Here is a 13,995-nt window from a genome sequence, read left to right as displayed (position 1 = left end):
TTAGCGCTACGGCGAACTTTTGATTGTACCGGGCGCGCGGGCATTCCGCAGACCGTCGGGCACCTGCTTTGTTAAACTCCGCCCATTCCCAAAATTCCCGAAAAGCACGGACACCGCACTCCATGGCTCAGTACGTTTTCACCATGAACCGCGTGGGCAAGATCGTTCCGCCCAAGCGTCACATCCTGAAGGACATCTCGCTGTCCTTTTTCCCCGGCGCCAAGATCGGCGTGCTGGGCCTGAACGGCTCGGGCAAGTCCACGCTGCTGAAGATCATGGCCGGCCTGGACAAGGAGATCGAGGGCGAAGCCACGCCGATGCCGAACCTGAACATCGGCTACCTGCCGCAGGAACCGCAGCTCGACCCCGAGCAGACCGTGCGGGAATCGGTGGAAGAAGCACTCGGTGGCGTGTTCGAGGCGCGCAAGAAGCTCGATGAGATCTACGCTGCCTATGCCGAGCCGGATGCGGACTTCGACGCACTTGCTGCCGACCAGGCCAAGTACGAAGCCATCCTGGCCGCCAGCGACGGCAACAATGCCGAGCTGCAGCTCGAAATCGCCGCCGACGCGCTGCGCCTGCCGCCGTGGGATGCCAAGGTCGGCCACCTGTCCGGTGGCGAGAAGCGCCGCGTGGCGCTGTGCCGCCTGCTGCTGTCGCGCCCCGACATGCTGCTGCTGGACGAACCGACCAACCACCTGGACGCCGAGTCGGTGGACTGGCTGGAGCAGTTCCTGACGCGCTTCCCGGGCACCGTGGTGGCCGTGACCCACGATCGCTACTTCCTCGACAACGCCGCCGAGTGGATCCTGGAACTGGACCGCGGCCAGGGCATTCCCTGGAAGGGCAACTACAGCTCGTGGCTGGACCAGAAGGAAGCCCGCCTCAAGCAGGAAGAGGCCAGCGAATCGGCCCGCCAGAAGGCGCTGCACAAGGAACTGGAGTGGGTGCGCCAGAACCCGAAGGGCCGCCAGGCCAAGTCCAAGGCGCGTCTGGCCCGCTTCGACGAGCTGAACAGCCAGGAATACCAGAAGCGCAACGAAACCCAGGAAATCTTCATCCCGGTGGGTGAACGCCTGGGCAACGAAGTGATCGAGTTCGACAACGTCAGCAAGGGGTTTGGCGACCGCATGCTGATCGAGAACCTGAGCTTCAAGGTGCCGCCTGGCGCCATCGTCGGCATCATCGGCCCGAACGGCGCCGGCAAGTCGACCTTCTTCAAGATGCTCACGGGCAAGGAGCAGCCGGACAGCGGCGAGATCAACATCGGGCCGACCGTGAAGATGGCCTTCGTCGACCAGAGCCGCGACGCGCTGGACGGCACCAAGACCGTGTTCGAGGAAATCTCGGGCGGCGCCGACATCCTGACGGTGGGCCGTTACGAAACGCCGTCGCGCGCCTACATCGGCCGCTTCAACTTCAAGGGCGGCGACCAGCAGAAGCAGGTCGGCACACTGTCGGGCGGTGAACGCGGCCGCCTGCACATGGCCAAGACGCTGATCGCTGGCGGCAACGTGCTGCTGCTCGATGAGCCGTCGAACGACTTGGACGTGGAAACGCTGCGTGCGCTCGAAGACGCGCTGCTGGAATTCGCCGGCTGCGTGATGGTGATCTCGCACGACCGCTGGTTCCTGGACCGTATCGCCACGCACATCCTGGCCTTCGAAGGCGATTCGCACGTGGAATTCTTCCCGGGCAACTACCAGGAGTACGAGGCGGACAAGAAGCGCCGACTCGGCGAGGAAGGCGCCAAGCCGAAGCGAATCCGCTACAAGCCGATTTCGCGCTGATTGGTTTGATCGCAGCAAAAAAGCCAGGCCCTTGCGCCTGGCTTTTTTTTTCTTGAGTGGCCAGATAGCGAGGGCGTGTCCGGCATCAATCCTGCGCCCGCACCAACCTCACCCGCGTAATCTCCGAAGGCGCCCCGAACCGCTTGGGCGGCCCCCAGTAACCCGTTCCGCGACTCACATAGACCCACAGCGATTCATGCCGGTTGAGCCCCGCCGTGTACGGCTGCTGCATCGGTACGAACAGGTTCCACGGCCAGAACTGCCCGCCATGGGTGTGGCCTGACAACTGGAGGTCAAAGCCCGCCTCGACTGCCGCCGGCGCCGTGCGCGGCTGGTGGGCCAGCAGCACGCGCGCGCCGGCGGGCGGTGCGCCGTGCAAGGCACGCTGCGGGTCGCTGCGGTGGTGTTCAAAGAAGCGGCCAGCCGAATAATCGGTGACGCCGGCCAGCACCAGCACAGCGCCGCCATGATCGAGCGCCACGTGCTCGTTCATCAGCACGCGCAGTCCGAGCCGCCGCAGTTCGGCGATCCACGATTCGGCGCCCGAGTAATACTCATGGTTGCCAGTGACGAAGTACACGCCGTGGCGCGCCTGCAGCCGCGCCAGCGGCGCGGTGTGGGGGGACAGCTCGCGCACCGTGCCGTCGACCAGGTCGCCGGTGATGGCCACCGCGTCGGCCTGCAGGCTGTTGACGCGGTCGACGATGCGGTCCAGGTAAGGCCGCTTGATCGTCGGGCCGACGTGGATGTCGCTGATCTGGGCGATCGTGAAACCGTGCAGCGCCTCGGGCAGGCCGCTGACCGGCACATCGACTTTAACCACGCGGGCGAGTCGCCTCGCATTCACATAGCCGGCCAGGGTTACCAGCAGGGCGAGCAACGGCACTGCGGCGGCGCTGTACGCGTACAGCCCGGGGGGGTGCCAGTTCGCCAGCCAGGCGCCGGCCAGCACGATGTCACGTCCAACCGTGAGCACCAGCAGCGTGGAGAAGAACCCCATGGCCAGCATGCCGACCCACGACACGGCGTCCGACCACGGCTGGCTCACGCGGCGCGCCAGCAGGCCCGCGGGCAGCAGCGCGCATGACAGCGCCAGCCAGGCGCCGCACAGCGCCTTGACCACCAGCGGCACTGGCAGGCCGGGCAGGAGGCGCAGGGCGATATAGGCATGCAGCAGTGCCGTCATGGCACCGGCAGTCAGGATAGTGGTCCGTGGGGGCATGGGGGCGCGCTCGGGGGACGGTCCCGAAAAAATGGGGCCGGCGCGCGGGGCGTTCAAGAGGGGCACGCAGACGGAGTGGCCGCAATGTGCCATTGACGGCGGTGACAGGGATTTACCACCGATCTCCGGTGATCCAACCGGCATCGGCATGTGACGCGGCCGGCGCGCTATAGCCCCCGCCCTCGGTGATCTGAGCCCTTTGCGTTCGCGTGCTGAATGTTTTTGAAACGGATTGTCCGCCTTTGCGGGCTCATCTAGATTCGCACACAGGGGCGCCCGGTTGTGCAGCATCGTGCCCAACGTACGCATAGTCTGCCTGCACGGGGTCACCCCAGCCGGAGATAGCCATGTCTTTTCGCCTGAAGCGCGCCAGCGCGCTGATGACTGCCGTCTGCATCGCGCTGGCGCCTGTAGCGCCGCAGGCGGCCACGCCGCCCAAGCCAGTCACGCCGCTGACCTGGCCGCGCAACTTCGATGCCGCCAGCGAGCATGTGGAGCTGTACCAGCCCGAGATCGAAAAGTGGGAGGGCAACCGCATCGCAGGCCGCGCTGCGGTGGCGGTCGGCGCGAAAGACGGGACCCCGACCTATGGCGTGGTCCACTTCTCCGCGATCGCCGATATCGACAAGCCCTCGGCGTTGGTCCAGCTGACCCATATCACCATTGAAAGCGTCGAGGTGCCGACGCGCCCCGATGCCGCCGACCAGGTGCGCAACGCGCTGCTTGCCCGGTTGCCGCCCCAGGGGCTGACCGTGCCACTGGACGAACTCCAGGCCAGCTACGCCGTCTCGCGCCAGCTGGCCAGCGCCGCGCGGGTAACAGTGAAGAACGATGCGCCGCAAATCATCTTTGCCACCACGCCGACCCTGCTGGTGCTGGTCGATGGCGAGCCGGCCTGGCGCGCCGTGCCGGGCACCAGCTACGAACGCGCGCTCAACAGCCGGGCCATGCTGCTGCGCGAGTCCGGCGGCGAGCTGTACCTGCAGGCGGCAGGCTATTGGTACCGGTCCGAGTCCGCTGGCGGCTCCTGGGAGGTGATGTCGACCGTGCCGAAGGCCTTGCAGGCCGCTGCAGCCAAGGCCGCCGCGTCCTCCAAGCCTGATGCGATGCTGCCGGCGGAAGGCAAGCGCCCCGCGCGCGGGCCTGACATCCTGCTGGCAACGCGGCCGACCGAGCTCGTGGTGACCACCGGCGCGCCGCAGATGACGCCGGTGGGCGGTGGCGGCCTGCTGGCCATGTCCAATGCCGACCACGCGGTGTTCGTGGATCCGGCCTCCAACAACTACTACGTGCTGGTGTCGGGCCGCTGGTTCCGCGCGACGATGCTGCCCGGTCCGTGGGAATACGTGCCAGGCAGCGAGTTGCCGGCCGATTTTGCAAAGATCTCGCCCAACGATCCCAAGGCCAATGTGCTGGTCTCGGTACCGGGCACGCCGCAGGCCAAGGAAGCCGCGATCGCCGCCACCATTCCGCAGACGGCAACCGTATCGCGCGCCAAGGCGGCGCTAACCGTGGCCTATGACGGCGCGCCGCGCTTCGTGCCGATCACCGGCACGTCGCTCAGCTACGCCGTCAATACCGGCACGCCGGTGATCGAGGTGGACAGCAGCCATTACTACGCCGTGGCCAATGGCATCTGGTTCACGGCGCCCTCGCCGGCTGGCACCTGGCGCGTGGCGACCGAGGTGCCATCGGCCATCTACACCATTCCGCCGAGTTCCCCGGTCTACTACGTGACCTACGTGCGCATCTACTCTGTCACGCCGGACACGGTCGTGGTGGGCTACACCCCGGGCTACATGGGCGTGGTGGTCAGCGCCGACGGCACCGTGGTGTACGGCACCGGCTACGTCTATCCGGCGTACGTGGGCGCGGTCTACTACGGCTATCCGGTCACCTACGGCTATGGCGCCGGCTTCGGCATCGGCCTGGCCGAGGGGTTTGCGTTCGGCTTCGCGGCCGGCGCGTTCTGGGGCGCGGCATCGCCGTACTGGGGGCCGTACTGGTGGGGCGGCCCCTATAACTGGAACTACGTGAACGTGAACCAGGCCAACTTCTACGGCCGCTGGGGGCAGGGCACGGTCACCCACGCCCAGGGCTGGAACGCCTGGACCGGCACCGAATGGCGCGGCACCGCGGCTTCCGGGTTCAACCCCGCCACGGGCGCGCATTTCCAGGGCAGCCGTGGCGCGGCGTTCAATCCGTATTCCGGCAATTTCGCGGCGGGGCGGCAGGGGTCGTTCGCCAATCCGTCTACCGGCCGTGAAGGCGCCGGGCGTGGCGGCGTCGTCGGCAATGCGTACACGGGCAACTACGCGGCCGGGCGCCAGGTGGCCGGCTATAACGCCCAGACCGGCCGCGTCGGCGCGGCCGGGGCCGGCATCGCCGGCAATGCCCAGACCGGCCAGTACACGGCGGGCAGCCGTGGCTTTGTCGCCAATCCGGACAAGGGCAATGCCGTGGTCTGGAACAACGGCAATGTCTATGCCGGCCACGACGGCTCCGTGTACCAGCACACCGACAACGGCTGGCAAAAGCACACGCCGGGCGGCTGGGAACCCGTGCAAACCAGCAACGAGGTCACGGGCCGGCTGGAACAGCAACGCCAGGCCCGCGAGGTCGGGCAGCAGCGCTTCCAGGGCGCGGCGCAGCAGTGGCAGGGGGGCGGCCGCTTCGGCGGCGCCGGCTTCCATGGCGGCGGCCGGTTCCACGGCGGATTCCGGCGCTGAAGCCAGCGGCAGCGGCGCCAACCGGCGCCCGCGCATGACCGCCGGCCGGCGCGACGAAATGAGTAAACACGGACACAAAAAGTTTGAATAGGCGCGCCCTTTGGCGCGCCGTAACCTGCCTGAACAGGCACCGGATCGGGCGGCGTGGGGCCGCCGTGTCCGGAACGGGGGGCGGCCATGGTTGCTGGCACAGGAGGTCACGTGAGGACAATGCTCAACTGGCGCAGTGCAGCGGGGCTGCTCGCGGTTCTGCTGGTGGCGGGATGCAGCAAGGAAAAGCCGGCAGCGGTGGCACCTCCGCCCGCCGAGGTCGGCGTCGTGACCGTGGCGTTGCGAGATGTGCCACTGGTCTACGATTTCGTCGGCCAGACCGAGAGTTCGCAGCAGGTCGAGATCCGCTCGCGCGTGAATGGCTTCCTGGACAAGCGGGTCTATACCGAAGGCGCCGTGGTCAAGGCTGGCCAGACCATGTTCGTGATGGACCGCAAGCCCTTCGAGGCAACCCTGCAGGCGGCCGAGGCGGAGCTGGCCCAGCAGCAGGCGCGCCTGACCACGGCACGGGCCGACCTGAAGCGCGTGCGGCCGCTGGCCGAGCGCAATGCCCTGAGCCAGCGTGACCTCGATGATGCCATCGGCAAGGAGCAGGCGGCCGCGGCCGCCGTCGAAGGGGCGCGGGCCAATGTGATCAGCGCCAGGCTGAACCTGGGCTATACCACCATCACCTCCCCGGTGAATGGGCTGTCGAGCTTCGCCAAGCGCCAGCCCGGCTCCTATATCGATGCCGCCAACAGCCTGCTGACCTACGTGGCCAAGCTGGATCCGATGCGGGTCAACTTCAGCCTGTCCGAGAATGAAGTGCTGCGCACGCGCACGGATCGCGAGTCCGGCGCGGTCAAGTACCCTGACCAGGACAAGTTCGATGTCGTCATTGTGCTGGCGGACGGCACGGAGTTCCCGAATCACGGGCGGATTGCCTTTGCCGATGCGTCGTTCAACGCGGAAACGGGTACTTACCTGATTCGCGCGGAGGTGGCCAATCCGGAGGGCGTGCTGCGCCCGGGCCAGTTCGTGCGGGTCAAGGTGCATGGCGCCATGCGCACGAATGCCATCGCCGTACCGCAGGAAGCTGTCGTGCAGACCCCGCGAGGCCAGACAGTCTGGGTGATCGGGCCTGACAACAAGGCCCAGCAGCGGGTGGTGGACGTGGGTGAGTGGACCGGCGCCAACTGGGTGGTACGTTCGGGGCTGAAGGCGGGGGAGCGCGTGGCGGTCAGCGGCACGCTGCGGTTGGTGCCAGGCGCGCCCGTCAAGGCCGTGGAGGCCAAGCCAGGCGCCGCGCCTGCCGCAGCCAGCGGCGCAGCGCCTGCGGCTCCGGCTCCGGCGTCGGGTGCCGCAGCGACGACAGGGGGCAAGTCATGAAACTTGCCCACTTTTGTATCGACCGGCCCATCTTTGCGTCGGTCATTTCCATCGTCATCACGGTGGGCGGCCTGGTAGCCCTGACCAAGCTGCCGATTGCCCAGTTTCCGGATATCACACCACCGACGATTACCGTCACGACCCGTTACCCGGGCGCCAGCGCGGAAGTGGTCGCCCAGAACGTGGCCGCGCCGATCGAGCAGCAGGTCAACGGCGCGGACCGGATGATGTACATGAACTCGACGAGTTCCTCGACCGGTGACCTGACGCTGACCACGTACTTCGAGATCGGCACGGACCCGGAACTCGCGCAGGTCGACGTGCAGAACCGCGTCAACCTGGCGCTGCCCACGCTGCCGAACGAGGTCACGTCGCAGGGCGTGTCGGTGCAGAAGCGTTCGTCGGCATTCATGATGGTGATCGCCATCTATTCGCCGGATAACAGCTACGACCAGGTCTTTGTCGGCAATTACGCCAACATCTATGTGCTGGACGCGATCAAGCGCATCCCGGGCGCCAACCAGTCCTCCATCTTCGGCGTCCCGGACTATGCGATGCGCATCTGGCTCAGGCCGGACCGCATGGCGTCGCTCGGGATCACCACCGAGGACGTGAAGAACGCTGTGGCCAACCAGAACCAGCAGTTCTCCGCGGGGCGGATCGGGCAGTCGCCCACGGCCGGGCCGGTGCAGCAGACGTTCCCGATCGCCACCAAGGGCCGCATGACCGAGCCCGCCGAGTTCGAGAACATGATCCTGCGCGCGCAGTCCGGCGAAGCCGCGATCGTGCGGCTCAAGGATATCGGCCGCGCCGAGCTGGGGTCCAAAGACTATTCGCTGCGCAGCCGTTACAAGGGCAAGACCGCCACGCTGCTGGCGGTCTACCAGCAGCCGGGCGCGAACGCGCTGGACGTGGCCAAGCAGGTGCGCGCCACGCTGGCCGAGCTGAAGAAGAGTTTCCCGCCCGGGCTGGAGTATGAAATCGCGCTGGACACGACGGAGTTCGTGCATGAGTCAATCAATGAGGTGGTGCACACGCTGCGCGATGCCGTGATCCTCGTGATCCTGGTGGTGTACCTGTTCCTGCAAAGCTTCCGCGCCACGCTGGTGCCGATCCTGGCGGTGCCCGTGTCGATCATCGGAGCCTTTGTCGGGATGAGCGCCTTCGGCTTCTCGGTCAACATGCTGACTCTTTTCGGCATGGTGCTGGCAATCGGTATCGTGGTGGACGACGCGATCGTGGTGATCGAGAACGTCGAGCGCAACATGACGGAGTTCAACCTGCCTCCCAAGGAGGCCGCCAAGCGGGCGATGGACGAGGTGAGCGGGCCGGTGGTCGCCATCGTGCTGGTGCTGCTGGCGGTGTTCATTCCCGTAGCCTTCCTGTCAGGCATTACCGGTCAGCTCTACAAGCAGTTCGCGATCACGCTGGCAGTGTCCGTGACGTTGTCCGGCGTGGTGGCGCTGACGCTGTCGCCGGCGCTGGCGGCCATCCTGCTCAAGCCGGGAGAGCACAAGAAGAACCGCTTCTTCACCTGGTTCAACAACAAGTTCGACCAGCTGATTGGCGGCTACGACAAGTCGCTGCAGGTCGTCATCCGCCGGACCGTGATCTCGATTGCCCTGATCCTGGTCATGATCGCGGTCACCGTCCTGATGTTCATCCGTATCCCGACCTCGTTCCTGCCGGTGGAAGACCAGGGCTACCTGTTCGGCGCCGTGGTCATGCCCGATGCTGCCAGCCTCGACCGCACCGGGGATCTCACCAGGCGCGCTGAAACCTGGCTGGCCAAGCAGCCCGGTGTGTCGTCGGTGGCGACCGTGGATGGCTACAGCCTCATCGACTCTCAGAACAAGGCCAATTCCGGCACGCTGTTCATCACGCTCAAGGGCTTCGGCGAGCGCGGCAAGGGCGAAAGCGCCAATGACCTGATCATCAAGGGCAAGCAGGAGTTCTCCAAGTACCAGGACGGGCTTGCCCTGCCGATCAATCCGCCGTCGATCCCGGGCCTGGGCACGACCGGCGGGTTCGAGTTCTGGCTGCAGAGCACCGGGGACAGCACGTATCAGCAACTCGAGGAGAAAGTGCGCGAGTTCATGGCGAAGGCGCGCCAGCGGCCCGAGCTGACGGGCGTGAATTCGACCATCAACTCCCGCTCGCGCCAGTACCTGGTGGAGGTGGACCGCGAACGCTCGGAAACGCAGGGCGTGCCTGTCGAGAATGTGTACTCTGCGCTGCAGACGATGTTCGGCTCCCTGTATGTGAGCCAGTTCCCGAAGAACAGCCGCCTGTTCCAGGTGATCCTGCAGGCCGAGCCGCAATTCCGCTCGCGTCCGGAAGACCTGGACAAGGTGTACGTCCGCAACAGCAAGGGCGATATGGTTCCGATCAAGGCGGTGACCACGACCAAGTACGTGCCCGGCCCCGACATCGTCACGCGCTTCAACAACTTCCCGGCCGCCAAGATCGTTGGCGATGCCGCTCCCGGCTACAGCTCGGGGCAGGCGATCGCTGCGATGGAGGAGACCGCGCAAGAGGTGCTCGGACAGGGCTATGCCTACGCCTGGAGCGGTCAGGCCTATGAAGAAAAGTCCGCCGGTTCCACCGCGGCCTACGTCTTTGCTTTCGCCATGCTGATGGTGTTCCTGATCCTCGCCGCCCAATACGAGAAGTGGTCGCTGCCACTCGGCGTGCTGCTGGCGGTGCCGTTCGCGCTGTTCGGTGCGCTGCTTGGCATCCTGATGCGCGGCATGGAGAACGACGTCTACTTCCAGATCGGCCTCACCGTGCTGATCGCGCTGGCCGCGAAGAACGCCATCCTGATCTTCGAGTTCGCGGTGGAAATGCGCGAGAAGGAAGGGCTCAGCGCCTACGACGCGGCCATCCATGCCTCCAAGATGCGCCTGCGTCCGATCATCATGACCTCGCTGGCCTTCATCCTGGGCTGCGTGCCGCTGGCCATCGCCAGCGGGGCATCGGCGGCCAGCCGGCAATCGCTCGGGACAGGCGTGATCGGCGGCATGCTGGGCGCCACCGCGATCGCCCTGTTCTTCATCCCGATGTTCTTCTGGGGGCTGGAGCGCATGTCCGAAGGCAAGGCGAAGGGCGAACCCAAGTCCGGCGGCGCGGCGCAGCCGCCTGCCACGCCTGCGGCGGGAGAACCATCATGAGACCGCGTGCCTGGATGCTGGGCGCCTGCGCAGCAGCGGCGCTGGGCGGTTGCGCGATCGGGCCCAACTACCAGCGGCCGGAAACGCCCGATGTCGCGCAGTACCGCATGGACACCGGCCAGCTCGCCATCGCGGCGGACGGCGACTGGTGGAACCAGTTCGACGATCCGGTGCTCAATGCGCTGATCGACGAGGCGCTGGCGAACAACTACGACGTGCGCATCGCCGCCGCGCGCATCGACGAATTCCGCGGCCAGCTGATGGTCGCGCGCTCGGGCTTCTTTCCGCACGTGAACTTGAACGCGGCGGCCACGCGCCAGCGCGCGGGCACGTTCAACGGCACGCAGTTCGCATCGTTCGACGCGCCGCGCAATTCGTACCAGTTGCTGGCCAACGCAAGCTGGGAGCTGGACCTGTGGGGTCGCATCCGGCGCCAGGCCGAGGCCGCCGAGGCCAGCCTGTGGAATGCCGAGTACGCGCGTCGCGGCGTGGTGCTGTCGCTGGCCGCGTCGGTGGTGCAGGGCTATGCCACGCTGCGCGGGCTCGACGCCCAGCTCGAAGTCGCCAAGCAGACGCTGGATTCGCGCGCCAGCGGGCTCGATATCTTCAAGCAGCGCTATGAAGGCGGCGTCATCTCCGAGATGGAGCTGGCCCAGGCCCAGAATGACTTCTATGTCGCCGAGGCTTCCATTCCGCAGATCCGCACCGGCATTGCTCAGACGGAGAACGCGCTGTCAGTGCTGCTCGGGCGCCAGCCGGGGGCGATAGAGCGGGGCAAGGACATCTATGCGCTGCAGGCGCCGCCGGTGGGCGCCGACCTGCCCGCGCTGCTGCTGTCGCGCCGGCCCGACGTGCTGCAGGCCGAGCAGGCTGCGGTGGCGGCCAACGCGCAACTGGGCGCGGCGCAGGCGCTCTATCTGCCGTCCGTCAACCTGAGCGGCTTGTTCGGCGCGATCGCCTCGTCACCTGCGGGTTTGTGGGACAGTGCGTCGCGGGTGTGGGGGTTTGGTGCAGGGCTGACCCAGCCCATCTTCCAGGGCGGAGCGATCCGTGGCCAGGTGCAGACGGCGTCAGCGCAGCGCACCGAGGCCATGCTGGCCTATCAGGGCACCGTGCTGGCCGCGCTTGCCGACGTGAACACCGCCCTGGCCAACGGCGTCGAGACGCGTAATCGGCTGGGAAGCCTGCGCCAGCAGGAAAAAAGCCTGACCGTTTATGCCGACCAGGCCTATGCAAGATATGAGGGCGGCTATTCGAGCTACCTGGAAGTGACCAACGCGCGCGAGAAGCTGTTCGACGCGCAGCTGGCGGCGATCCAGGGGCAGGTCGACGTGCTCAACGGCACCGCGGCGCTGTACAAGTCGCTGGGCGGCGGCTGGCCGGCGGTGCCCGATGCGGTCAGGGGCGCAGGCATGCAGGGCAATGCGCCCGTCCTAGCGCGCTGACCATTCCCCTTCGCGCACGCCCAGCGCCGTCACCAGGCCGTAGGCGGTAATGCCCATCGCCACGCCCAGGAAATGCCCGTCCAGCCCCATGCCGGCGACATTGGCCAGCAGCCAGCCGCCGCCGGCAGCCAGGCCGATCCGGCACAGGCCGGCCGCCATCGGCCAGCGCATGCGGCCCGCGCCCATCGACGCAAAGTACAGCGCCATGCCAAGCCCGAAGCCGCCGAAGGCCGGCCCGACCCAGGACAGCGCGCGCGCTGCAATGGCCGCTACCTGCTGGTCCCGCGTGAACAGTATGGCGAACCGGTGCGGCATCATGCCGACCAGCGCGCCGGCCAGCCCGGCGATGAGCAGCGCCAGCAGCGCGCCGACCCACGCCGTGCGGCGTGCGGTATGCCAGTCGCCCGCGCCGACCGCGCGGCCGACCAGCGCGGTCAGCGCCGAGCCGACGCCGAACGCCAGCGGGATCATCAGGAATTCCAGCCGTGCCGAGATGCCGTAGGCAGCCACGGCCGCCGTGCCGTGATGTCGCAGCTGCGCGGTGACGAGGATGGTGGTCAGGTTGGCCACCGAGGCCAGCGCGCACGCCACCAGCCCGACCGACAGGATGCGCGCGAACAGTGCCCGCGACGGGCGCATGCGCAGCACCGGCACGAAGCCTGCGCCGCCGCGCGCCACCACCACGGCCATCGCCAGCGCCGCGGCCCACGACACCGCGGCCAGCGCCGCGCCAATGCCGGCCAGGCCCATGCCCAGCGGCTCGGCCAGCAGCCACGACAGCAGCGGGAACGCCAGCCACATCAGCGCCAGCACGCGCGCGGCCAGCGCGTGGCGTCCGCCGCCGCGCAGCACCGAAGCGAGCGTATTGGCGAGCCAGGCCGGCACCGCGCCCGCGCCAAACAGCCAGATGGCATAGGTGGCCGCTGCCTCCGCTGCCGTGACCCCGGCCACCGCGCCCAGCACGCCGCGCGGGAAGCCCGCCAGCACGACGGCGAACGCCAGTCCGGCCGTGACTGCGATGATGAGCGCGTGCAGCACCAGTGACGAGGCTTCTTCGCGCTTGTTGGCGCCCAGCGCGCGGGCGATGGCGGACACCACGCCGCCGCCCATGGCGCCTGCGGACATCTGCTGCAGCAGCAGCGCGAACGGCAGCACCACGGCCCAGCCGGCCAGGGCCGCGGTGCCCTGGCGTGCGGCGAGCCAGGTCTCCACCAGTTGCGCGCCGGCCTGCAGCAGCGCAATCACGGCAGTGGGGCCGGCCAGGCTGCCGATGCGCCGCGCCAGCTCGGTTGCCGGTACGGGGTCGGCGCTGCCGGATTTGGCGACGGTACTGGATACGGTCATGGCTGGCGTTTCAGGCATGGTTGTCCTCCGGCTCGGCGGCGGCTTCGCCGAAGCGGCGCCGCAGCAAGTGGCCGGCGCCAGGGCCGGGCATGACACTGAGGTCGTCCAGCGTGATGGCGCTGCCGTCGGCGCGCGTGAGCGAGGGCGGCGAGATTTCGGTGCCGCTGCGTTTGTCCTGCAGCACCGTCAACGGACCCTTGTCATCGGTCATCCAGCGATCGGCCCAGGCCTTGAGCGCGACATAGGCCGGGAAGAAGTCCCGCCCCTTTTCCGTAAGCTGGTAGACGTGGCGCCCGCCGCCTTCAGGCGTGACGCGGGCCAGCAGTCCATGCGTGACCAGCGTCTTCAGCCGCGCGCTCAGAATGTTGGGCGCGATGCCCAGGTTTTTCTCGAACTCATCGAAGCGCGTGCTGCCGTAGAACGCTTCGCGCAGCACCAGGATGGCCCAGCGCTCTCCGAGCACCGCCATCGAGCGGGCCACCGGGCAGGGCATGGTGGTGAAATCTGTGGGGGGCATAGGTCTCCGTGCCTGCGGCGGGCTTTACTTTTGATTTGCAAGTTTATGAGATCATAGCTTGCAAATTGAAAGTTTGCACGGGGAGGGGGAGTGGCGGGTGCTGCTGTTTCGCCGGCGTAGCCGGCGAGTCACTTTTTGTCCGAGCGACAAAAAGTAACCAAAAAGCGCGTTTACTTGCCCTAGCGGGCGAATATTGATCGTAGTGTGCTGCGGGTGTTGTACGGGGATGGGCTTCAGAGAGTGCCTGGCTGCCTGCCGCGTGGTGCGCGTCCGCCGGTAGGCTTTCAGGCAATGATTGAACGAGCCCCGAAACTGTCCGTGGTCCCTGCTGCTACCGACATCGTGTAATCGCCTTCGGC

The 13,995-nt window shown here is 67.2% G+C and carries 8 protein-coding genes; 5 read left to right on the top strand and 3 right to left on the bottom strand.

Features of this window, described 5'->3' with window-relative positions; all coding sequences use genetic code 11:
* Positions 1-122: 122 nt before the first annotated feature.
* Complete coding sequence (gene ettA, locus AC3FNH_RS20485) at positions 123-1,790, top strand: energy-dependent translational throttle protein EttA (protein ID WP_488721393.1); 1,668 nt, start codon at positions 123-125, stop codon at positions 1,788-1,790.
* Positions 1,791-1,875: 85 nt separating this feature from the next.
* Here the strand turns inward: ettA and AC3FNH_RS20480 are convergent, their stop codons facing one another.
* The gene (locus tag AC3FNH_RS20480) at positions 1,876-3,012 is read right to left on the bottom strand and encodes a metallophosphoesterase (protein WP_488721392.1); all 1,137 of its coding nucleotides are present in this window, start codon (positions 3,010-3,012) and stop codon (positions 1,876-1,878) included.
* Between the two features lie 347 nt (positions 3,013-3,359).
* Here AC3FNH_RS20480 and AC3FNH_RS20475 point away from each other — a divergent pair, with 347 nt between their 5' ends.
* The 4 genes from AC3FNH_RS20475 to AC3FNH_RS20460 all read left to right on the top strand — a co-directional run bounded on the left by AC3FNH_RS20475 (position 3,360) and on the right by AC3FNH_RS20460 (position 11,775).
* Positions 3,360-5,741: a carbohydrate-binding family V/XII gene (locus AC3FNH_RS20475; protein WP_488721391.1), complete on the top strand. Its 2,382-nt coding sequence runs from the start codon at positions 3,360-3,362 to the stop codon at positions 5,739-5,741.
* A gap of 210 nt (positions 5,742-5,951) precedes the next feature.
* Positions 5,952-7,160, top strand: a complete 1,209-nt coding sequence (locus AC3FNH_RS20470) for an efflux RND transporter periplasmic adaptor subunit (RefSeq protein ID WP_488721436.1) — start codon at positions 5,952-5,954, stop codon at positions 7,158-7,160.
* Entirely contained in the window at positions 7,157-10,330 is a 3,174-nt protein-coding gene (locus AC3FNH_RS20465; RefSeq protein ID WP_276098709.1) for an efflux RND transporter permease subunit, read from the top strand. Before AC3FNH_RS20470 ends, AC3FNH_RS20465 begins: the two co-directional genes overlap by 4 nt.
* Positions 10,327-11,775, top strand: coding sequence for an efflux transporter outer membrane subunit (locus tag AC3FNH_RS20460; protein WP_488721390.1), 1,449 nt, complete (start codon positions 10,327-10,329; stop codon positions 11,773-11,775). The genes AC3FNH_RS20465 and AC3FNH_RS20460 overlap by 4 nt, the downstream gene beginning before the upstream one ends.
* On the opposite strand, the gene AC3FNH_RS20455 is transcribed toward AC3FNH_RS20460, so the two are convergent.
* Positions 11,764-13,137 (bottom strand): MATE family efflux transporter, encoded by a 1,374-nt coding sequence (locus AC3FNH_RS20455; protein ID WP_488721389.1) that lies wholly within the window; start codon positions 13,135-13,137, stop codon positions 11,764-11,766. The two genes, AC3FNH_RS20460 and AC3FNH_RS20455, sit on opposite strands and share 12 nt — an antisense overlap.
* Positions 13,130-13,636 carry a winged helix-turn-helix transcriptional regulator gene (locus AC3FNH_RS20450; RefSeq protein WP_276098706.1) on the bottom strand — a complete coding sequence of 169 codons (507 nt, stop codon included), beginning with the start codon at positions 13,634-13,636 and terminating at the stop codon, positions 13,130-13,132. Before AC3FNH_RS20450 ends, AC3FNH_RS20455 begins: the two co-directional genes overlap by 8 nt.
* Positions 13,637-13,995: the final 359 nt, after the last annotated feature.

This window comes from Cupriavidus sp. 22TCCZM01-5, assembly GCF_057798915.1.
Note: the sequence above shows the minus strand (reverse complement) of the source record. Positions and strands in the feature narration are given on the sequence as shown.

Excerpts from the sequence above, each read along its gene's own strand:
- ettA (WP_488721393.1), top strand. The coding sequence starts at position 123 with ATGGCTCAGTACGTTTTCACCATGAACCGCGTGGGCAAGATCGTTCCG.
- AC3FNH_RS20480 (WP_488721392.1), bottom strand. The coding sequence starts at position 3,012 with ATGCCCCCACGGACCACTATCCTGACTGCCGGTGCCATGACGGCACTG.
- AC3FNH_RS20475 (WP_488721391.1), top strand. The coding sequence starts at position 3,360 with ATGTCTTTTCGCCTGAAGCGCGCCAGCGCGCTGATGACTGCCGTCTGC.
- AC3FNH_RS20470 (WP_488721436.1), top strand. The coding sequence starts at position 5,952 with ATGCTCAACTGGCGCAGTGCAGCGGGGCTGCTCGCGGTTCTGCTGGTG.
- AC3FNH_RS20465 (WP_276098709.1), top strand. The coding sequence starts at position 7,157 with ATGAAACTTGCCCACTTTTGTATCGACCGGCCCATCTTTGCGTCGGTC.
- AC3FNH_RS20460 (WP_488721390.1), top strand. The coding sequence starts at position 10,327 with ATGAGACCGCGTGCCTGGATGCTGGGCGCCTGCGCAGCAGCGGCGCTG.
- AC3FNH_RS20455 (WP_488721389.1), bottom strand. The coding sequence starts at position 13,137 with ATGCCTGAAACGCCAGCCATGACCGTATCCAGTACCGTCGCCAAATCC.
- AC3FNH_RS20450 (WP_276098706.1), bottom strand. The coding sequence starts at position 13,636 with ATGCCCCCCACAGATTTCACCACCATGCCCTGCCCGGTGGCCCGCTCG.